17 protein-coding genes are annotated in these 20,484 nt (G+C 67.7%); 11 read left to right on the top strand and 6 right to left on the bottom strand.

All coding sequences use genetic code 11. The features are described 5' to 3' along the window. Positions 1 to 23: 23 nt before the first annotated feature. A complete protein-coding gene (locus tag ITJ61_RS02965; protein ID WP_104241355.1) occupies positions 24 to 1,430 on the top strand; it encodes an RNA polymerase sigma factor in 1,407 nt (468 codons plus the stop codon). 87 nt (positions 1,431 to 1,517) lie between these two features. Here the strand turns inward: ITJ61_RS02965 and ITJ61_RS02960 are convergent, their stop codons facing one another. After that, positions 1,518 to 1,757: a hypothetical protein gene (locus ITJ61_RS02960; RefSeq protein WP_104241354.1), complete on the bottom strand. Its 240-nt coding sequence runs from the start codon at positions 1,755 to 1,757 to the stop codon at positions 1,518 to 1,520. A 228-nt stretch (positions 1,758 to 1,985) separates the two neighbouring features. On the opposite strand from ITJ61_RS02960, the gene ITJ61_RS02955 reads away from it, so the two are divergent. Beyond that, the gene (locus ITJ61_RS02955) at positions 1,986 to 3,269 is read left to right on the top strand and encodes a Mur ligase family protein (RefSeq protein WP_228496586.1); all 1,284 of its coding nucleotides are present in this window, start codon (positions 1,986 to 1,988) and stop codon (positions 3,267 to 3,269) included. Further along, complete coding sequence (locus ITJ61_RS02950) at positions 3,266 to 4,024, top strand: type 1 glutamine amidotransferase (RefSeq protein WP_104241353.1); 759 nt, start codon at positions 3,266 to 3,268, stop codon at positions 4,022 to 4,024. The genes ITJ61_RS02955 and ITJ61_RS02950 overlap by 4 nt, the downstream gene beginning before the upstream one ends. Positions 4,025 to 4,093: 69 nt before the next feature. Here the strand turns inward: ITJ61_RS02950 and ITJ61_RS02945 are convergent, their stop codons facing one another. Continuing rightward, positions 4,094 to 5,146: an alanine racemase gene (locus ITJ61_RS02945; RefSeq protein ID WP_194685376.1), complete on the bottom strand. Its 1,053-nt coding sequence runs from the start codon at positions 5,144 to 5,146 to the stop codon at positions 4,094 to 4,096. Then, a complete protein-coding gene (locus ITJ61_RS20195; protein WP_219819482.1) occupies positions 5,143 to 5,823 on the bottom strand; it encodes an alanine racemase C-terminal domain-containing protein in 681 nt (226 codons plus the stop codon). Before ITJ61_RS20195 ends, ITJ61_RS02945 begins: the two co-directional genes overlap by 4 nt. A 218-nt stretch (positions 5,824 to 6,041) precedes the next feature. Between ITJ61_RS20195 and ITJ61_RS02935 the strand changes: the two genes are divergently transcribed. After that, positions 6,042 to 8,141 (top strand): DNA gyrase/topoisomerase IV subunit B, encoded by a 2,100-nt coding sequence (locus ITJ61_RS02935; protein WP_104241351.1) that lies wholly within the window; start codon positions 6,042 to 6,044, stop codon positions 8,139 to 8,141. Positions 8,142 to 8,226: 85 nt separating this feature from the next. Here ITJ61_RS02935 and ITJ61_RS02930 read toward each other — a convergent pair whose 3' ends face one another. Next, positions 8,227 to 10,773: a DNA gyrase/topoisomerase IV subunit A gene (locus ITJ61_RS02930; RefSeq protein ID WP_228496584.1), complete on the bottom strand. Its 2,547-nt coding sequence runs from the start codon at positions 10,771 to 10,773 to the stop codon at positions 8,227 to 8,229. A 51-nt stretch (positions 10,774 to 10,824) separates the two neighbouring features. On the opposite strand from ITJ61_RS02930, the gene ITJ61_RS02925 reads away from it, so the two are divergent. Beyond that, complete coding sequence (locus tag ITJ61_RS02925; protein WP_104241350.1) at positions 10,825 to 11,973, top strand: alkaline phosphatase family protein; 1,149 nt, start codon at positions 10,825 to 10,827, stop codon at positions 11,971 to 11,973. Between the two features lie 9 nt (positions 11,974 to 11,982). On the opposite strand, the gene sepH is transcribed toward ITJ61_RS02925, so the two are convergent. After that, positions 11,983 to 13,083, bottom strand: coding sequence for a septation protein SepH (sepH, locus tag ITJ61_RS02920; RefSeq protein WP_194685375.1), 1,101 nt, complete (start codon positions 13,081 to 13,083; stop codon positions 11,983 to 11,985). A gap of 214 nt (positions 13,084 to 13,297) precedes the next feature. On the opposite strand from sepH, the gene ITJ61_RS02915 reads away from it, so the two are divergent. Next, entirely contained in the window at positions 13,298 to 13,594 is a 297-nt protein-coding gene (locus tag ITJ61_RS02915; protein WP_104241348.1) for a DUF4193 domain-containing protein, read from the top strand. 113 nt (positions 13,595 to 13,707) lie between these two features. Here ITJ61_RS02915 and ITJ61_RS02910 read toward each other — a convergent pair whose 3' ends face one another. Further along, positions 13,708 to 14,172, bottom strand: a complete 465-nt coding sequence (locus tag ITJ61_RS02910) for a DUF3093 domain-containing protein (RefSeq protein ID WP_104241347.1) — start codon at positions 14,170 to 14,172, stop codon at positions 13,708 to 13,710. Positions 14,173 to 14,247: 75 nt separating this feature from the next. On the opposite strand from ITJ61_RS02910, the gene dut reads away from it, so the two are divergent. The 5 genes from dut (at position 14,248) to ITJ61_RS02885 (ending at position 20,438) form a co-directional block, all read left to right on the top strand. Further along, positions 14,248 to 14,709: a dUTP diphosphatase gene (gene dut / locus ITJ61_RS02905; RefSeq protein ID WP_201297641.1), complete on the top strand. Its 462-nt coding sequence runs from the start codon at positions 14,248 to 14,250 to the stop codon at positions 14,707 to 14,709. Further along, the gene (locus ITJ61_RS02900; protein ID WP_104298730.1) at positions 14,696 to 15,451 is read left to right on the top strand and encodes a DUF3710 domain-containing protein; all 756 of its coding nucleotides are present in this window, start codon (positions 14,696 to 14,698) and stop codon (positions 15,449 to 15,451) included. The genes dut and ITJ61_RS02900 overlap by 14 nt, the downstream gene beginning before the upstream one ends. Continuing rightward, positions 15,448 to 16,197, top strand: coding sequence for a DUF3159 domain-containing protein (locus ITJ61_RS02895; RefSeq protein ID WP_104241345.1), 750 nt, complete (start codon positions 15,448 to 15,450; stop codon positions 16,195 to 16,197). The genes ITJ61_RS02900 and ITJ61_RS02895 overlap by 4 nt, the downstream gene beginning before the upstream one ends. Positions 16,198 to 16,316: 119 nt before the next feature. Then, on the top strand, positions 16,317 to 19,133 hold the full coding sequence (acnA, locus tag ITJ61_RS02890; RefSeq protein WP_104241344.1) for an aconitate hydratase AcnA: 2,817 nt from the start codon (positions 16,317 to 16,319) through the stop codon (positions 19,131 to 19,133). 153 nt (positions 19,134 to 19,286) lie between these two features. Next, positions 19,287 to 20,438 carry a glycerol dehydrogenase gene (locus ITJ61_RS02885; RefSeq protein WP_194685374.1) on the top strand — a complete coding sequence of 384 codons (1,152 nt, stop codon included), beginning with the start codon at positions 19,287 to 19,289 and terminating at the stop codon, positions 20,436 to 20,438. The last annotated feature ends 46 nt before the right edge of the window (positions 20,439 to 20,484 follow it).

Raw genomic sequence — 20,484 nt, 5'->3', positions numbered from 1 at the left:
ACCGTGACGAGAGGGGTCTGAACATGGCGACACGCACGGGAGCTACCACGGCTACTGCAGAAGCAACCGAGGACATCAAGAAGGCGCCAGCGCGCAAGCGCGCAGCGCCGGTCAAGAAGGCGAGCGCCGAATCGAGTGCCGCTGTCGAGACCGAGAGCGCAGCTGACGAAGCAGCGGGCACCAAGAAGCCTGCCGCGAAGCGCGCACCTGCGAAGCGCAAGGCAGCGACTGCCTCGGAGGGCGCGCCAGCCAAGGCTGCGCCCCGCAAGCGGGCGGCGACGAAGAAGAAGGCTGAAGGCGACGAGCCGGAAGACGGCGTCGAAGAAGGCGAGATCGAAGAGGTCGATGTCGACGCGGATGCGTCCGATGCCGTCGACTCCGACGACGACTCGGTCAAGCCGGCCGACCCGAAGGACGCGAAGGCCGACTCCGAGAAGGCGCGCGTCAAGGGTGCCATCGTGCTCACGCCGAGTGACGACGAGGAAGAGACCCCGGTCTACTCCGCTGCGATCACCGGCGCGACGGCCGACCCCGTCAAGGACTACCTGAAGCAGATCGGAAAGGTCGCACTGCTGAACGCGGCCGAAGAGGTCGACCTCGCCATGCGCATCGAGGCGGGCCTGTTCGCCGCCGAGAAGCTCAAGGAGCAGGAGGGCGAGCTCGACAAGCAGCTCGTTCGCGAGCTCAAGTGGGTCTCTCGTGACGGCGATCGCGCGAAGAGCCACCTCCTCGGCGCCAACCTCCGACTGGTCGTGAGCCTCGCCAAGCGGTACACGGGTCGCGGCATGCAGTTCCTGGATCTGATCCAGGAGGGAAACATGGGCCTCATCCGTGCAGTCGAGAAGTTCGACTACACGAAGGGCTTCAAGTTCTCGACGTACGCCACCTGGTGGATCCGTCAGGCGATCACGCGCGCAATGGCCGACCAGGCGCGCACGATCCGCATCCCGGTGCACATGGTCGAGGTCATCAACAAGCTGGCTCGCGTGCAGCGCCAGATGCTGCAGGACCTCGGTCGCGAGCCCACGCCTGAGGAGCTCGCCAAGGAGCTCGACATGACGCCCGAGAAGGTCGTCGAGGTGCAGAAGTACGGTCGCGAGCCGATCTCGCTCCACACCCCGCTTGGTGAAGACGGCGACAGCGAGTTCGGTGACCTCATCGAGGACACCGAGGCTGTCGTTCCAGCCGACGCAGTGAGCTTCACGATGCTGCAGCGTCAGCTCGAGTCGCTGCTCGACTCGCTTGCAGAGCGCGAAGCTGGCGTCATCCGCATGCGCTTCGGCCTCGGAGACGGCATGCCGAAGACGCTTGACCAGATCGGCGACACGTTCGGCGTGACCCGCGAGCGTATCCGCCAGATCGAGTCGAAGACGATGGCGAAGCTGCGTCACCCGTCACGCTCGCAGTCGCTGCGCGACTACCTCGAGTAGGCACGAATCCAGTACGACGAAGGCCCGGATGCTTGCATCCGGGCCTTCGTCGTACGCGGTCGAACCGCGGTGGTGTCTCGGTGGCGGCTACTCCGCCGGCTGACCAGCCGCAGCCTTCTCGCCGTGCAGGCGCGAGGTCTCGTCGTGCCAGGCGACCGCCTGCTTGCGGAGCTTCTCTTCGTGGCGCGTCGCGTGGTGCGCGCAGAAGAGGAGTTCGCCGGCGCTCAGCTGGACGCGGACGTAGGCCTGAGCTCCACACGCGTCGCAACGGTCTGTTGCGGCAATTGGCGCCGAGTCGGTGCGCAGGGCCGTTGTGCTTTCCGTCATGATGCCTCCAAAGCTTCAGTGATCTGCCGATCAGGACAATTAGAGCACGGGCACCGGATTCCCGTGTGCTTTCGGCGGTCAGGTTCGCCCTGCGCGTAGCAGTGTTTCACCCGCGTGACGACCCGGGGTCCGTCGTGGGCGCGTGAGATACTGGCCGCGGTCGGCGAGCCGGGGGATTCTCGCCGCAGACGCTGACGCGCACGTGGTTGCGCAGGATGAGGAGTGTGCATGGGTGGCAAGCTGCGGCGGATGATCGCCGTCGGTCTCGGACGGAGCGCGCGCGGAGCGATGCGTCTCCGCGGAGGCGGCTCAGCAGTCCCCGGCAGAGTGGCGCTCGCCATCTCCCCGGACTTCCTCGAGACGGCCGTGGCGAAGCTCCCGCTCGGCGTCATCTTCGTCTCCGGGTCGAACGGCAAGTCGACGACGACGCACTTCCTGACCCGCATGCTTCGGCGGCACGGGCTCAGGGTGTTCACGAACTCCTCCGGCGGCAACCTCCCGCAGGGCATCGCGTCGTCGATGCTCCCGGATGTCGACGTCAACGGCAACCTGCGAGCGGACATCGCTGTCCTCGAGGTCGACGAGGCCTACGGGCCCCGCCTCCTCCCGCACCTGCATCCACGCGGGGTGCTGCTCCTCAACGTGCAGGTCGATCAGCTGAACCGCTTCTACGACCCGTCTCGGGTCACTGAGTTCCTCAGGACCATCGCGGCCGCGTGCGGCGACTTCAGCGTCCTGAACGCCGATGACGCATCGCTTCGCGGACTTCCCGTCTCGCTGGATGCACCGGTGACCTGGTTCGGGGTCGCCCCTGAGCTCATCGAGCAGTCCCCGAATGGTCTCTCGAACTTCGATGACATCTCAGCCGCGAGCGTCGAGGTCGCCGCAGGCGAGCGCGCCGTGCAGGTCGTGGCACTGCAGGGGCGCGATGCGACGCTGCGGATCGGCGACGAGGAGCTGGAGATCCGTCTCCCCGCGCGTGGCCTGCACTACGCGCTCGATGCTGCTGGTGCAGCGGCGACTGCTCAGCGCATCCTCGGCGATTCCTTCGTTCCCGCGCTTGTCGCGGAGGCGCTCGGCGAGTCGCAGACCGTGTACGGGCGTGGTGAGGTGATGAGCGTCCGCGGGGAGGACATCGAGATCATCATGATGAAGAACCCGCCGAGCCTGCAGATGAACCTCGATGCGCTCGAGGAGGCTCCTGAGCAGGTGTTCGTCTCCGTCGACGAGGGAACCCCCGACCCGTCCTGGATCTTCGGTGCCGATCTCAGCCGCCTCGAGCACGTCGACGTTGTCTCCGGCACGAAGGCCTGGCAGATCGCGACGAGGCTCGGCTACGGCGACATTCCAGTCGGTCTCGTGGAGCCCAGCCTCGGGGAGGCGCTCGAGAAGTTCCTGGCGCTGCCCAAGCCCAGCCGCGGCATGAAGACCATGATCGTCAACTACGAGCAGATGATGTCGATTCGCCGCCGACTCGGGCAATCGGGTATCGAGGGGAAGGTCAACTCATGAAGCTGCGAATCGCTCACCTCTACCCGGTGGAGCTCGGGATCAACGGAGATGTCGGCAACGTCACGGTGCTCGCGAAGCGTGCGCGGGTGCGCGGCTTCGATGTCGAAGTCGTGAACGTCGGACGGGGGGCGGCCTCGCTGCCCGGCGACATCGACCTGCTGCACGTCGGCTCCGGCCCTCTTGCTGCCGTGCAGACGGTGCAGGCGGACGCGCTGCAGCACGCTGAGCAGCTCCGCGACCTCGTCGCGGCTGGCCTGCCGCTGCTCGCGATCGGCGGAGGGTGGGAGCTGCTCGGATCGAGCATCACCCACGATGACGGCGAGCTCACCGGTCTCGGCGTCTTCGCCTCCAGAGCTGTCCGGGAGCCGGCGCAGAGCGTCGCGGAGACGGTCGTGCGCACCCCGGGTGGACTCCTCGCGGGGTTCGCGAACCACAATGCCGTCACCTCCCTCGACGCGGGGTCGGAGCCGCTCGGCGAGGTTGTCCGTGGCTTCGGCAACGGCGGCTCAGCTGCGGAGAACAGCGGAGCCGAGGGCGTGCAGCGCCTGGGCGCGATCGGGACGCACCTGCACGGCCCCATCCTCGCCTTGAACCCCACGCTGGCAGACCAGCTCCTGCAGCAGGCCGTGCATCGTCACGATGCTGACCGCACGCTCGGAGACGGCGGAGCGGAACTGGAACGACTCGACGGCTGGTCGCAGAACGCACGCCACGCGTTGATGCGGAGGATCGGCGTCTCCGCTCCAGCAGTCTGACCCAGAGGTCTGACGGTCTGACCGTCTGAGTGGGGCGCTGGCGTGCTTCAGCGCACGCCAGCGCGTCGCTCAGCGGCGGCTGAAACTCCGCGGGACGCGGGAGGTGAGTCCCGTCACGATCTCGTCGCCGACGGTGTCGCCCCACACCGCCCACTGCTCCGCGGTCGCCTCTCCCTGCGAGCCGTCGCCGAAGACGATGCACGGTGCGCCCGCCGAAATGCCATCAGCATCGCTCGGGAGCGCGACAACCGTCTCGTCGACGCCCACCTCGACGACCGGTGCGACGTGCCCGTCGACAACCACGTAGGCGCCTGAGTCGGGGTCGGACTGGATACCGTCGCCGAAGCCCACGGCGATGCTCGCCAGGCCGTGGCGTGCATCCAGGACCGGGGCTCGCAGCTGCATGGCCGGCCTCAGCCCGAGGTCCGCCGCACTTCGATCGCCGAACGGCGAGATGCCGTAGGCGGCGATGCCGACCCTCACGAGGTCGAAGTGCGCCTCGGGCAGATCGATGACGGCCGCGCTCGCTCCGAGATGGAGGAGCTCGAACTCCGCGCCGAGGCTTCTGGCCTCGTCGACGGCGGCCTCGAACAGGGCCGTCGATGCGAGGTCGGCACTGTGCGAGGTGTCAGAGAGATGGCTCCACGCGGCGACGACCTCGAGCTTGCCGAGCGACTGCAGCCTGAGGGCCTCCGTGACGAACTCGGCCCAGCGCGGCTGGTCGGCGCCCCCGCGGTGCAGGCCGGTGTCGATCTTGAGGTGCACTCGTGGTGTGCGCGCCGCGTCGCTCGCCGCAATCGCCTCCAGCTGCCAGAACGTCTGCACGCCGAGGTCGACTCGCGCTTCTGCCGCGGCCGCGAAGTCGGTGTCCTGGCCATGCATCCAGGCGAAGAGGGGTACCTCCACGCCTGCAGCGCGGAGATCGATCCCCGCGGTCGACTCCAGAACGCCGAAGGAGGAGACCCCAGCCTCCAGCCCCGTGCGCACGACCTCGTGCAGGCCGTGCCCATAGGCGTTCGACTTGACGGCAAGCATGAACTGCGAGCCGGAGGCAAGCTCCTTCAGGGCGCTGATGTTGTGGCTGATGGCCTCGAGATCGACGTGCGCCGTTGCGCGGCTCATGTGTAGCTCCGTTCGAATCGGGGACTCATCCGGCTCGCGATGGCCGCAGCTCGCAGGCCGGTCGCATGCTGCCAGTCGAGGATGCTCGGCTCGCCGACGGCCGGGTCGCCGAAGAGGGTCGCCAGCTCGCCCGGCTGCGCTTCTGCGCCGAGCAGGTCGACGGAGAACTGGTCCATCGAGATGGCGCCGACGATGGTGCGCGTCTTCCCGCCGATGAGCACGGATGCGGTGTTCGAGGCACGGCGGACAACCCCGTGGGCGTAGCCGACGCCGACGAGTGCGAGCTGCGTCGCTTCCGTCGTGACGTAGCTGTACCCGTAGGACACGCCCTCGCCGGCTCCGACATCCTTCACGGCCAGGATCTCGGCGCTCACGCGCATCGCGGGCCGGTAGGCGCGATCCGTGAGCCCGAACAGGGAGCCGCCCGTGATCCTGTCGGAGTTCACGGAGTCCGCGTCGAGCAGCTTCGTGCTCAGATGCGACAGGGAGGCGCGCTCGAGCCCAGGGGAGACGATGAAGCCGTCGTATCCCTCGCTGTCGAGTGCTTCTGCGACGCGGAGAGCGCCATGGCCGTAGGCGTCTGCGCGCAGGTCGGCGTAGCTGGCCGTCTCCGAACCGAGGAGTCGGGTCGAGTTCTCGCGGATCGCGCGGAGGTCGATGTGGATGCGTCTGCGCACCGGCTCGGGAGTCTGCACGTTGTGCCCTCTCTGGTCGTCGCTGGCGTGGTCAGGCTAGCACCGGCGGTTCGGTGGCCCGCTGAGGCGCGCGTGTGGGCGCTGTGGTGTGGGAGCCGCGAGAAAGCCCGCATCCGGTCTACGCTCGAAGGTGGCCTGCCGCTGAACGCGGTTGGCCGAGATCACAGGCACGATGACGCAGAAGAAGGACGAGGACCTCGGTGGCGAATTCCGGAGACGCATACTCAGCCAGACACCTCTCGGTGCTCGACGGGCTCGATGCGGTCCGGAAGCGGCCGGGCATGTACATCGGCTCGACCGACTCGCGTGGCCTCATGCACTGCCTGTGGGAGATCATCGACAACTCGGTCGACGAGGCCCTTGCCGGTCACGGCTCACGCATCCGAGTCCAGCTGCACAGCGATGGATCCGTCAGCGTCGATGACGACGGGCGAGGCGTCCCCGTCGACATCGAGCCGAAGACCGGTCTCAGCGGCGTCGAGGTCGTCTTCACCAAGCTCCACGCGGGTGGCAAGTTCGGCGCAAGCAACTACGGGTCGGCGGGAGGCCTCCACGGTGTCGGTGCCTCGGTGGTGAACGCGCTCTCCGCGCGCCTCGACGTCGAGGTCGACCGGGGCGGGAAGACCTACGCGATGAGCTTCCGGCGCGGCGAGCCAGGCATCTTCGAGGATGGTGCCGGCGGGCCCAGCCCGACATCGAACTTCGTCCCCTTCACGGATACGAGCGAGCTCCGCGTCGTGGGCAAAGCGAAGCGCGGCGTCACCGGCACACGGGTTCGCTATTGGGCTGACCCGCAGGTGTTCATCCGCGAGGCGAGCTTCCAGACCAACGACCTCGCCGAGCGCGCGAGGCAGACGGCGTTCCTGGTACCAGGCCTCGAGATGGTCATCGAGGATGCCCGTGACGAGTCGGTCGCGCCCACGACGCAGCAGTTCCGCTTCGACGGCGGGATCACGGAGTTCGCCGACTTCCTGGCACCGGACGCTCCGACGACGGACACCTGGCGCATCGAGGGGAGCGGGGAATTCACGGAGACCATCCCGGTGCTCGACGACGAGGGCCTCCAGCTCGTGACGAAGGAAGTCGCGCGCACGATGCACGTCGATCTCGCGTTGCGCTGGGGCACCGGCTACGAGACGACCGTGAAGAGCTTCGTGAACATCATCTCGACGCCCAAGGGCGGCTCTCACCTCGCCGGGTTCGAGCAGGGGATGCTCCGTTTCTTCCGGGCAGAGGTCGAGAAGAATGCCCGACGCCTCAAGGTCGGCAACGACAAGCTCGACAAGGACGACGTCCTGGCGGGCCTCACCGCCGTCGTGACGGTCCGCATCCCGGAGCCCCAGTTCGAGGGGCAGACGAAGGAGGTCCTGGGAACGCCAGCGGCCAGGGCGATCGTCCAGAAGGCCGTGACGGCAGGCCTGACCGAGAAGTTCTCGTCGACCAAGCGCCAGGACAAGGCCGAGGCCAACCTCCTGCTCGACAAGGTCGTGCAGGAGATGAAGTCGCGCCTCTCCGCTCGCGCCCACAAGGAGACGCAGCGACGCAAGAACGCACTCGAGAGCTCCTCGCTGCCGACCAAGCTCGTCGACTGCCGATCGAACGATGTGGCGCAGAGCGAGCTCTTCATCGTCGAGGGTGACTCCGCGCTCGGCACCGCGAAGCCGGCGAGGAACTCGGAGTTCCAGGCGCTCCTCCCCATCCGCGGCAAGATCCTCAACGTGCAGAAGGCCTCGGTCTCCGACATGCTCTCCAACTCGGAGTGCGCGTCGATCATCCAGGTCGTCGGCGCAGGGTCGGGGCGCAGCTTCGACATCGGCCAGGCTCGCTACGGCAAGGTCATCCTGATGAGCGACGCCGACGTCGACGGCGCGCACATCAGGACGCTGCTGCTCACGCTCTTCTTCCGCTACATGAGGCCCATGCTCGACGCGGGTCGTGTCTTCGCGGCCGTGCCGCCCCTGCACAGGGTGGTCATCATGCATGCGGGCAGGAAGCCCAACGAGACCGTCTACACCTACTCCGAGAAGGAACTGCACACGCTGCTCTCGAAGCTCGAGAAGCAGGGGAAGCGGTACCAGGATCCGATCCAGCGCTACAAGGGCCTCGGCGAGATGGATGAGGACCAGCTCTGGAACACGACCATGGACCCGAGCGCGCGCCTGCTCAGGCGCGTCACGAACGCGGACGCGCACAACGCCGAGCGCGTGTTCGATCTGCTCATGGGCAGCGAGGTCGCGCCTCGCAAGGAGTTCATCATCGAAGGATCCGAGCACGTGGCTCGGGCGGACATCGACGTCTAGCTGCACAACTCGGCGGCCAGGACGCCGGACGCCAGAGGCCGGCTCCCGATCGGGGGCCGGCCTCTGGCATGCTGCGCGCAGCAGCTCAGTCTGTCGCCGGTGTCTCAGGGCTGCTCTCGGCTGACGACGCGTCGGCGGCGGCGTCGGCGTCGGCGAGTGGTGTCGGGTCTCCGATGCCGCGTCCGATGAGGTCGACGACCTGGTCGAGTGGCGTGCCAGACGCGTCGCGCTTCGCGCCGCCCGTCGGGAGGGCGCGGATGGCACCATCACGCGCGTTGCCGAACGGGGCGCCCGGGCCGACCCAGGCGGCGCTGAGGCGTCGCTCCCCGCGCAGGAGCCGCTGGGCCCGGACCCCGCCGGTCGCGCGCCCCTTCGCCGGGAACTCGCTGAGGCTGGACACCTTCGCCGTGCCCGAGTCGGTGCCCTCGAGGGCGTCCTCGTTGCGCGCGACGCTCGCGACCTCGCAGATCTCGACGTTGGCCGCCGCGACGACGGAGAACGCGAGGACCACGGCGCCGTCGGAGACCTTCATGCCGGCCATGCCGGCCGCGGAACGGCCCTGCGGACGAACGAGCTTCCCCGAGAAGCGCAGCAGCTGCGCGTCATCCGTCACGAAGACCAGCTCATCCTCGTCGGACGCGAGGGCGGCCCCGACGACCTCGTCCCCGGCCTTGAGCGTCATGATCTCGAGCTCTCGGTTCTTGCCGAAGTCGATGCCCGTCACCCGCTTGACGACGCCCAGCTTCGTCCCGAGCGCGATCGGCGTCTCCTGGTCGATGGGCACAAGCGCGACGACCTGCTCCTTGGGGCTCGTGAGCCCGATGAAGTCGTGTGCCTTGACTCCGGCCGAGAGCAGCACCGACCCCTGGGGGCTGGAGGGGAGGGCCACGACGGGCACGCGGATCAGCCGCCCGAGGTTCGTGACGGCGCCGAGCTCGCCCTGGACCGTCGTGGTGACGTGGGAGCGCACAGCGTCGTGCTTGCTGCGCCTCGACGGCTGCTGGAGGCGCGCATCCGCGTCAGCCGTGTCGACCCTGAGGAGCCGCCCCGTGGTGGAGAGCAGCACCTGGGTGGGCGAGTCCGCGAGCTGCAGCTGCGTGGTCTCGATCGCCTTGCCACGCTTCGGCGGGGTGCCCTGGCCCTCGGTGAGCAGCGTGCGTCGCGGCGTCGCGAAGCGATCGCTGGTCTCCTGAAGCTCGGTGCCGACCCGCGCGCGCAGCAGCTTCTCGTCGCCGAGCAGACGCTCGAGCTCGGCGATCTCCTGCTTGAGCTGATCGCGCTCCGACTCGAGCTCGATGCGCGAGAACTTCGTGAGGCGGCGCAGGCGCAGCTCCAGGATGTAGTCCGACTGCAGTTCCGAGAGATCGAAGACGATGCGCAGCCGCTCGCCGGCCGCCGAGGCGTCGTCGCTCGACCGGATGATCTGGATGACCTCGTCGATGTCGAGGATCGCGACGAGGAGGCCCTCGACGAGGTGCAGGCGCTCGAGCCTCCGCGCGAGCCGGAACGCGCTTCGCCTGCGCACCACCTGGATGCGGTGGTCGAGGTACACGCGGAGCAGCTCGATGAGCCCGAGCGTCTGCGGACCCCCGTTGACCAGCGCCACGTTGTTGATGTGGAACATGTCCTCGAGGGGCGTGTGCCGGTACAGCTGCTCGAGCACGGCGTCTGGGTCGAATCCGGTCTTGATCTCGATGACGAGGCGCAGGCCGTGCTTGCGGTCGGTGAGGTCGGCGACGTCGCTGATGCCGGCGAGCTTCTTCGCCTGGACGCCGTCCTTGATCTTCTCGATGACCTTCTCGGGTCCGACCATGTAGGGGAGCTCGGTCACGACGATGCCCGACTTGCGGGCCGTCACCCGTTCCACGCTCGCTGTGGCACGCGTCCGGAACGATCCGCGACCTCCCGCGTACGCATCCCTGATGCCGTCGAGGCCGGTGATCCGCGCGCCGGACGGCAGGTCCGGGCCCGGGATGAACTGCATGATCTCCTCGAGCGTCGCACCGGGGTTCTCGAGCAGGTGCAGCGCCCCCGCGATCACCTCTCCGAGGTTGTGCGGCGCCATGTTCGTGGCCATGCCCACCGCGATGCCACTCGCTCCGTTGACGAGGAGATGCGGCCAGGCAGCAGGAAGCACTTCGGGCTGCGTGGTCGAGTTGTCGTAGTTCGGCACGAAGTCGACGACGTCCTCGTCGAGCTCCGCGGTGAGCGCCAGAGCGGCTGCATCGAGGCGAGCCTCCGTGTAGCGCGGGGCTGCCGGGCCGTCATCGAGCGACCCGAAGTTGCCGTGCCCATCGATCGTCGGCACGCGCTGCACGAAGCCCTGGGCCATGCGCACGAGCGCATCGTAGATGGCGGTGTCGCCGTGGGGGTGGAGGCGTCCCATGACCTCGCCCACGACGCGCGCCGACTTCACGTGCCCCCGGTCGGGTCGGAGCCCCATCTCGGCCATCTGGTAGAGGATGCGCCGCTGGACCGGCTTCAGGCCGTCGCGCGCATCCGGGAGCGCTCTCGCGTAGATGACCGAGTACGCGTACTCGAGGAAAGAGGACTGCATCTCTGTCGAGACGTCGATGTCCTCGATGCGCTGCTCGCTCATCGAAGCGGAGTCGTCGTTGCGTGTTGTACTCATGTCACCTGTCGGGAGGGTCGTGCTCGGCGCCCCTGTGGGAGACTGGGACGGATGTCGTCCATGCTATTCAGCGCGGCGAGCGGTCGCCCGACGCTCTCCGACGTGTTGCCGAATTCGCTCGCTTCTCTGCGGGGTGAGACCGGGTCCCTCGGGCTGCCGGAGACCCGCTCGGTCGTGGTCATGCTCGTCGACGGGCTCGGAGCCTCGATGCTCCGCGCCCGCACGGGGCACGCCAGGCGCCTCACGGCGGACTGGCGCAAGAAGGACACCGCCTTCTCGTTCCCGTCGACCACCGTCGCGGGGATCACCTCGCTCACGACGGCGACTCGAGCTGGTGAGCACGGGCTGCTCGGCTACTCCCTCTTCGACCGGGCTGCTGGGGTCATCCGCAACCAGCTCTCGGGCTGGGGGGACGGGATGGACCCCGCAACCTGGCAGCTGCGCCGCACGATCTTCGAGGAGCTGCGTGACGGGGGCTCCGAGGTGCAGAGCATCGTCGTGGGCATGCCGCAGTACCGCGACTCCGGCCTCACGCACGCCTCCCTCCGTGGTGCCCTCTACCTTGAGGGCGGCACGATGCAGGAGCGGGTCGAGGTCACGCTGCGGGCACTCGACGACCACCCTCGCGCGCTCATCTACCTGTACAACGCGGAGCTCGACCAGGCGGGGCACGCCCATGGCTGGGAGTCGGACGCCTGGCTGGCACGCCTGGAGGAGCTCGACGCGGCCTTCGACGGACTCGCCAGGGGAGTGGATGCCGGCACCGGCATCCTCGTCACTGCCGACCACGGCATGATCGACATCCCCAGGCATCGCCAGATCGATGTCGACGACGACGACCCGCTCTTCGACGGCGTGCTCGCCATGGCGGGCGAGCCACGGCTTCGCCACCTCTACCTCGAGCCGGGAGCGCCGGCGGACGCGGCGGGAGACCTGCGCGACAGGTGGATCGCATCCCAGGGTGCGCGCGCCACGATCGTCACGCGGCAGGAGGCGGTCTCCGACGGGTGGTACGGACCGAATGTCGACCCCGTCGCTGCAGAGCGAATCGGCGATGTCGTCGTCGCGGCGACGAAGGGAGTCACGTTCTACGCCGCTTCGATGCAGTCAGGTGCAAGGCTCGTCGTCGGCCAGCATGGATCGATCACTCCGGAAGAGACGATCGTCCCACTCATCCGCGCGGGGGCCTTCACGCGCTGAGACGCGTCGCTACTCGTCGCTGCGGGTCCCGAAGACGATCTCGTCCCAGCTCGGCATCGCGGCGCGCCCGGTGCGCTTCGACGAGTGCTTCGACGGTGCGGGTTCGTGCGCCTCGTGCTTGGGGTCATCGAGTCCGTCGAGCGGGACGTCGACTGCCCGCACACCACCTGAGCCGAGATCGCTCGGCTCGATGGTCTCCGTCTCGAAGCTGTCCTCGTCCCGAACTCGGGGAGTGAAGAGCTTGACGGGCGTCTGCTCGGACGCTGTCGAGTGAGCATTGTCGCTCTCGCGCCCTGAGTCCTGATCATCGCCGTCCTCGGCGTCGTCCTCGAAGGACTGCGGGACGCGCTCCCCGCGACGTCGCCGGAGGGCCTCGAGGAGATCCGCCGTCTCGTGGTGCTGCTGCTCGGTCGCTCGCTCGAGCCGTGACGCCGCGGCACCGATCCACGAGACCGGCTCCTTGCTCACCGGCTCCACGGAGGGTGCCGGTGAGGCTTCACGCTGCGGGGACTCCATGACGGCGCGGAGCCGGGGGCTGCCGAGCGACGCGGGCTCGCCCTGCTGCGAGAGCATCGTCGCCGTCGGGTTCAGAGGGGTGAGCGCCTGCGTCTTCGGCTCGAAGCCCCACAGCGCTTCTCGCGAGATCTCGTCCACGGCGAACGACAGGCCGATTCTCCAGCCCTCTTCGTCGTCCTTCCAGGCATCCCAAATCACCGCGGCCGCCGAGGACGCCTCGAGGCGGTCGTCGATGACCTCGCCGAAGCTCGTGCCGTCCTGGCCGAGGGGGTCGGTGTCGGTCTTCAGCCGGACGGTGACCGCGCGCGCCTGGCGCACGAGGTAGTCGCGCTCGGCGCGAACCGGTCCCTCGAAGCGGACCACGTCCTCACGGGCTGCCCCAGTGAGCTCGATGACCTCGTCGATCGTCTTCCCGGCGCGGATGAGCTGCTGGATGGCCCGCGGAGGCACCTTCGGCGCGTCGACGCGAGTGGAGATGCGCGGGCGCAGCGCGTCGCGGAGCGCTTCGTCGATCACGACGCGGAAGCGCTGGCCGTCATCTCCGGACACGACGAGGGCACCTTCATCCAGGTCGATGAATCTGAGCTCATGCATGCTCGTACTCCTTGGCGTTGCCGATTCCTGCGCCACAGCATCACACGTGACGAGGGCGGAATCGGGGAGCCCCGGGGCGCGCCGTCCAACTCAGGCGAGTATTCGATCTCGCTCCGCGCGAACACTGCTCACTTCGGTTTGAGTTTCACCCCTGAGTCGTGCACAATTGCCGCGCCTGGGGGAGTTCCCCCCCATTGAAGAGATTTGGATAGGTATGGCGACCGACTACGACGCACCTCGCAAGACCGACGATGACGCAGAGTCCATCGAGGCGCTGAAGGAGCGAGTGCCGGATCGTCTCTCCGGCAGCGTTGACGCCGAAGATGCGGACAACCCCGGCAGCTTCGACCTCTCTGCAGCAGACCTCGCAGACGTTGAACTCGAGACCGTGGTGATCCCGCCGCAGGCCGACGAGTTCACCTGCGTCGAGTGCTTCCTCGTCAAGCACCGCTCGCAGCTCGAGAAGAGCTCGGCCCTCGGGCCGATCTGCCACGACTGCGCAACCGCCTGATCGAAGGCAGAGCACACGACCGAAGCCGCATCCTCACGGATGCGGCTTCGGTCGTCTGTCGGTGAGACAGGGGAACGCGGCCCAGAGTCGCGCGACGGGCGCGTCCCGCTGCATCAGCTCGTCTGACGCCTGTTCACAGCCCGAGCCTCGGTGATGGCAGCCGCGAGCTCGGTGGGCCGACGCGTCGAGATGAGCCAGTAGGGGACCGGGTCCGCGTCGTCGGTGATCTCGATCGTGAGCGAGGTCGGGATCCAGCCGCGGATGCACAGCCAGGCACGCAGGTCCAGCTGGGGGCCCGCGGCGAGACGAGCACGCTCACGGGTCGTGTGGGGGAGGCACTGCCCGGTGAAGCTCAGCGGCACGTGGGCGCCCGCGACTCGGACCTGGGTCGCCGTGACCTCGATGATGGGCGAGTAGGCGAGGACGAGCGTGAGGAACGCGGCGTAGAGAGTCACTGCGATGGCCGCACCGATCCAGAAGTTGATCGGCGTGAACACGAGGATGACGGCGGGCACCATGAGGAAGCCGACGGCGTACACCCACGCGGCTGGCCACAAGCGCTCGTGGAAGACAGGCATGGAGATATTGCATCACGCTTTGTCGTGCGCCGCTGTCAGATCACGATCCGGTCACGCCTCGGCTAGGCTCGTACGGTGAGCATTGCCATAGATGTGCCCGTCTCGGGCGTCCTCCCCACGTTCGCCCAGCCAGGCGACGCCGGGGCCGACCTGATCGCGACCGAATCCGTCACTCTCGCCCCCGGCCAGCGCGCCGTCGTGGGCACGGGAGTTCGACTCGAGCTTCCGGCGGGAACCGTCGGCTTCGTGATGCCGCGCTCGGGGCTGGCGGCGAAGCACGGCATAACGCTCGTCAACGCGCCTGGCACCATCGACTCCGGCTACCGGGGTGAGGTGAAGGTGATCATGCTCAACACCGATTCGTCCGAGAGCTACGCCATCGCGGCAGGCGACCGGATCGCGCAGCTCGTGGTCATGCAGCTCGCGCCAGTGCGTTTCATCCAGACCGAGCAGCTCTCCGCCTCGCAGCGTGGAGAGGGCGGCTTCGGCTCCACCGGCTATTCGTCTGACCAGGAGGCACCCAATGGGACTGTTTGATTTCCTCAAGAAGGAAGAAGAGAAGCCTGAGAAGGCCGACAAGCTCACCGTCGACGATGACGGCATCGACGAGGAAGAACTCGACGACGCGGTTGACCTCGAAGACGACGAGGACATGGACGCGAAGTCCGCGCCTGACGATCGCGAGACCCGCGGGCCGTTCGACATCTCCGAGGCGAGCCCCGCGAAGCGCTACGTGGACCTGGGCGCGCTGCGCATCCCGGCTCGCGAAGGGCTCGGTCTCCGGCTCGAGGTCGAGGAGAAGACGAAGCGACTCGTTGCCGTCGCCCTCGACTACAAGGAGTCGACCATGCAGATCCAGGCGTTCGCAGCGCCACGGTCCACCGGCCTCTGGCACTCGATCATGGCCCAGCTCGCCGAGCAGGTCCGCAAGCAGGGCGGAACGGCGGAAGAGGTGGAGGGCATCCTCGGCCCCGTCCTCGACACGAAGATTCCGGTCGTCATCAAGGGTGCTGCGTCGAACCAGACCAGGTCCGCGCGCTTCTTCGGCGTCGATGGTCCTCGCTGGTTCCTCCGAGGCGTCCTGACGGGCAAGGCATTGCGCGACGAGGCCACCCGCGTCGAGCTCGTCGAGCTGTTCAGGAGTGTCGTCGTCGTCCGCGGCGATGCCCCGCTGCCGCCACGTGAGCTCCTGACGCTCGTCGTCCCGAAGGCCATGGCCGACCCGACGTCGAAGACGGCAACCGAGGACGCCGCATCCGGGGAGGCAGAGCAGGCATGACGCTGCCCGAGGACGAACGGCCCGAGCAGGCAGAGCCCTCCGCCGACGCGCCCAACAGGCGCAAGCTGGAAGACGCCGCGAAGTCGTCGTCGCTCGGCAGGCTCACGGAGGGCGGCATCTCCGGCGCGTCGCTCCTGGCTGCCATGGGCGGTGTTCGCGGCCTGGTCGAGACACTGCTTCCTGGCATCGTGTTCCTCGTGCTGTTCACCCTCGGCACCGAGCTGTGGATCGCCGTCCTCGCGCCGGCGGTCCTCGGCCTCCTCTTCATCGTGGTCCGCGCAGTGCAGAAGGAGCCCGTCGTCCCCGCGATCTCGGGCCTCGTCGCGCTCCTGATCTCCGGCATCCTCGCGATGACGACGGGCAGGGGCGAGAACTTCTACCTCGTCGGGTTCTACACCAACGCCGCCTACGGTGCGGCTCTGCTCGTCTCGGTCCTCGTCCGCTGGCCCGTCATCGGGCTGGTCACGGGGCTCATCACCGGGCAGGGGTCGAGCTGGCGCCAGGACCGCGCGATGCTGCGGTGGATGTCCGTCATCACGCTCGTGTGGGTCGGCTTCTTCGCGCTTCGACTCGTCGTGCAGCTGCCGCTCTACTTCGCCGGCAACGTCGAGGCGCTCGGCCTCGCCCGGCTGCTCATGGGCACCCCCATGTATGCCGTCGTCCTGGTCGTGACGGTGCTCTTCGTCCGGGCGCTCCTGAGTGCGTCCCGGTCGGGAGAGCAGAGTGAACCAGGTAAAGTATCTTGATGTCAAGATAAAAGCGTCTCGATCAACTCAGGATCACCTTCGAGGCAAGCCACGGCGAGACGCGAGATGATTGCTGGGCGCGGGCCGCGCACCCAGAGTTGCAAAGAAGGAGCCGAGACGTGACCGCAGTCAACAGCTTCGGAGCCAAAGACACGCTCAGTGTCGACGGCACCGAGTACGAGATCTTCCGCATCGACAAGGTTGAGGGGTTCGAGAAACTCCCCTTCAGCCTCAAGGTTCTCCTCGAGAACCTCCTCCGCACCGAAGACGGCGCGAATGTGACCGCAGAGCAGATCCAGAAGCTCGGTTCGTGGGTGCCTTCGGCAGACCCGGACACCGAGATCCAGTTCTCGCCAGCGCGTGTCGTCCTCCAGGACTTCACCGGTGTTCCCTGCATCGTCGACCTCGCCACCATGCGCGAGGCCGTGACCCAGCTGGGCGGTGACCCCGAGAAGGTCAACCCGCTCGCTCCCGCTGAGCTCGTCATCGACCACTCGGTCATCGCCGACCTCTTCGGTCAGGCCGACGCGCTCGAGCGCAACGTCGAGATCGAGTACCAGCGCAACGGCGAGCGCTACCAGTTCCTCCGCTGGGGCCAGACCGCCTTCGAGGACTTCAAGGTCGTCCCCCCGGGAACGGGCATCGTCCACCAGGTCAACATCGAGTACCTGGCGCGCGTCACCTTCGTCCGCGAGGTGGGCGGCGTGCTGCAGGCCTACCCGGACACCCTCGTCGGCACCGACTCCCACACCACGATGGTCAACGGACTCGGCGTGCTCGGCTGGGGCGTCGGCGGCATCGAGGCAGAGGCGGCCATGCTCGGCCAGCCCGTGTCGATGCTCATCCCGAAGGTCGTCGGCTTCAAGCTCAAGGGCCAGATCCCCATGGGCGTCACCGCGACCGACGTCGTCCTCACGATCACCGACCTCCTGCGCAAGCACGGCGTCGTCGGCAAGTTCGTCGAGTTCTACGGCGAAGGTGTCGGCGCAGTGCCGCTCGCCAACCGCGCCACGATCGGCAACATGAGCCCCGAGTTCGGCTCGACGGCCGCCATGTTCCCGATCGACGACGAGACCCTCAGCTACCTGCGCCTCACGGGCCGCAGCGAGGAGCAGGTCAAGCTCGTCGAGGCGTACGCCAAGGAGCAGCACCTCTGGCACGACCCGAGCAAGGAGCTCTCCTACTCGGAGTACCTCGAGCTCGACCTCTCGACCGTCGTCCCGTCGATCGCCGGCCCCCGCCGCCCGCAGGACCGCATCGAGCTGTCCAAGGCCAAGGGCCAGTTCGGCGCCGACCTCAACGACTACACGGCGGAAGACTTCGGACTCGTCGACGTCGCCGGAGAGGACAGCTTCCCGGCGTCAGACCCCGCCAAGCTCACGCCGACCTCCGAGGACTCCGACGTCCGCGAGCAGCAGACGGCGCCGACCTTCTCGCACGACCGCAAGCCGGTCCAGGTGCAGGGTGCTGACGGCCAGAGCTACACGATCGACCACGGCTCGGTCGCCATCGCGGCCATCACGAGCTGCACCAACACCTCCAACCCGTCGGTCATGCTCGCGGCGGGTCTTCTCGCCAAGAAGGCGAGCGAGCGCGGCCTGAAGGCGAAGCCGTGGGTCAAGACCACGCTCGCCCCCGGCTCGAAGGTCGTCACGAACTACTACGAGAAGGCCGGACTCACCGACTCGCTCGAGGCGCTCGGCTTCTACACGGTCGGATACGGCTGCACGACGTGCATCGGCAACTCTGGTCCCCTCAACGAGGAGATCTCCGAGGCGATCAACGACAACGACCTCGCCGTCACCGCTGTCCTCTCCGGAAACCGCAACTTCGAGGGTCGCATCAACCCCGACGTGAAGATGAACTACCTGGCTTCGCCGCCGCTGGTCATCGCCTACGCGCTCGCCGGAACGATGGACTTCGACTTCGAGACGCAGGCGCTCGGCAAGGACTCCGACGGCAAGGACGTCTTCCTCAGCGAGATCTGGCCGACCGCAGACGAGGTGCAGTCCACGATCGACACGTCCATCGACACGGACATGTTCACGCGCGAGTACGGCGCGGTCTTCGACGGCGACGAGCGCTGGCGCTCGCTCCCCACGCCCACCGGCGCCACGTTCGAGTGGGATGACCAGTCGACGTACGTCCGGAAGCCCCCGTACTTCGATGGCATGGTCATGGAGCTCACGCCGGTCACCGACATCAAGAGCGCGCGTGTGCTCGCCAAGCTCGGCGACTCGGTCACGACCGACCACATCAGCCCTGCTGGATCGATCAAGGCAGACAGCCCCGCCGGAAAGTACCTGACGGAGCACGGCGTCGGCCGCAAGGACTTCAACTCCTACGGCTCGCGTCGCGGCAACCACGAGATCATGATCCGTGGAACGTTCGCGAATATCCGCCTCAAGAACCAGCTCCTCGACGGCGTCGAGGGCGGCTACACGCGTGACTTCACGCAGCCCGACGGCCCGCAGTCGTTCATCTACGACGCCGCGCAGAACTACGCGGAGTCCGGCACGCCGCTGGTCGTCCTCGGTGGCAAGGAGTACGGCTCCGGCTCTTCTCGCGACTGGGCTGCCAAGGGCACGAGCCTGCTCGGCGTCCGCGCCGTCATCGTCGAGAGCTTCGAGCGCATCCACCGCTCGAACCTCATCGGCATGGGTGTCGTCCCGCTGCAGTTCCCGGCAGGCGAGAGCTGGGCATCGCTCGGCCTCGATGGCACGGAGTCGATCTCGATCGAGGGCATCGAGAAGCTCAACGAGGGCTCCACGCCCAAGACAGTGCACGTCATCGCTGAGCCCACCTCTGACTCGCCCGAGGGCAAGCAGACGATCGAGTTCGATGCTGTCGTCCGCATCGACACCCCCGGTGAAGCCGACTACTACCGCAACGGCGGAATCCTGCAGTACGTGCTCCGCCAGCTCGCCACGGCGTAGCGGGCGCAGCGCAGAACCGAAGGGCGGAGCCGAGAGGCTCCGCCCTTCGGCGTCGTACACGATTCGCGTCCTCCCTCGCTGAGTACGGGCGCTGTGCGCGTGCATCTCCGGTCGATACCGTTGGAGCGATTTCCCACGACGAAGGAGTTCCGCATGAGCACTGAGATTCCCATCCGCACCGTACTGAGCCCAGGCCGCTATGTGCAGGGCAAGGGCGCACTTGCACGGCTCGGGGAGTTCGTCGCGCAGATCGGGTCCACCCCGTTGCTGCTCGCGGACGACTTCGTCTGGGACCTCCTCGGGGAGCGCCTCTCGACCTCGTTCACCGGAGGAGAGGCCGAGGTCCCGCGCGAGCGCTTCAACGGCGTCGCCTCCTCGGGAGAGATCGACCGCATCGTCGAGGTCATCACGGCGAGCGGCAGCGACGTGATCGTCGCCGTCGGTGGAGGTAGCACGATCGACGCCGCGAAGGCCGCGGGCTACCTCGCTGGTGTCCGATGGGTGAGCGTCCCGACAGTCGCATCCACCGACGCGCCGACCTCGGCGCTCGCCGTCATCTACACGGAGGCAGGGGAGTTCGAGGAGTACCGCTTCTTCCCGCGCAACCCTGACCTCGTGCTCGTCGACTCCCAGCTCGTGGCGGATGCACCCGCACGGTTCCTCGTGGCTGGTTTCGGTGATGCGCTGGCCACTTGGCTCGAGGCCCGTGCGACGAGCCGCTCCAACGCGAGCACGATGGCGGGTGGGCTGCCCACGCAGACCGGAACGGCCCTCGCGAAGCTCAGCTGGGATGTCCTCTGGGAGAACGCGGCGACCGCGCTGGACGCCGTCGAGGACGGCGTGGTGACGCCGGCTCTCGAGCGCGCCATCGAGGCGAACACGCTGCTCTCGGGACTCGGCTTCGAGTCAGGTGGGCTCGCTGCCGCCCACGCGATCCACAACGGGCTGACAGCCGCCCCGCAGACGCATGGCCTGCAGCACGGCGAGAAGGTCAACATCGGATCGATCGCTCAGCTCATCCTGGAGGGGGCTCCCGCGGAGGAGATCCGCGATTTCATCGTCTTCACCACGAAGCTCGGACTTCCGACGACGCTCACGGAGATCGGGCTGTCCACCGACGACAAGCACGAGCTGCGGCTCGTCGCCGAGGCCGCGACCGTGGCGGGGGAGACGATCCACAATATGCCGTTCGCGGTGACGTCCGACGATGTCATCGCCGCGCTCACCTCGCTCGAGCGGCTCTCGCGCCGTATCCGCGCCGAGGCCGGGCTCCCAGAGCCTGTCAAGTACCACGCCAAGCACTGACGACGACCCCACGACACGAAGGCGCCTCCTCACCCGAGCTCCGGGT

This window comes from Pseudoclavibacter sp. VKM Ac-2888 (assembly GCF_015351285.1).
GTDB lineage: Bacteria > Actinomycetota > Actinomycetes > Actinomycetales > Microbacteriaceae > Pseudoclavibacter.
The sequence above is the reverse complement of the archived record's forward strand: the minus strand, read 5'-3'. Positions and strand labels throughout refer to the sequence as shown.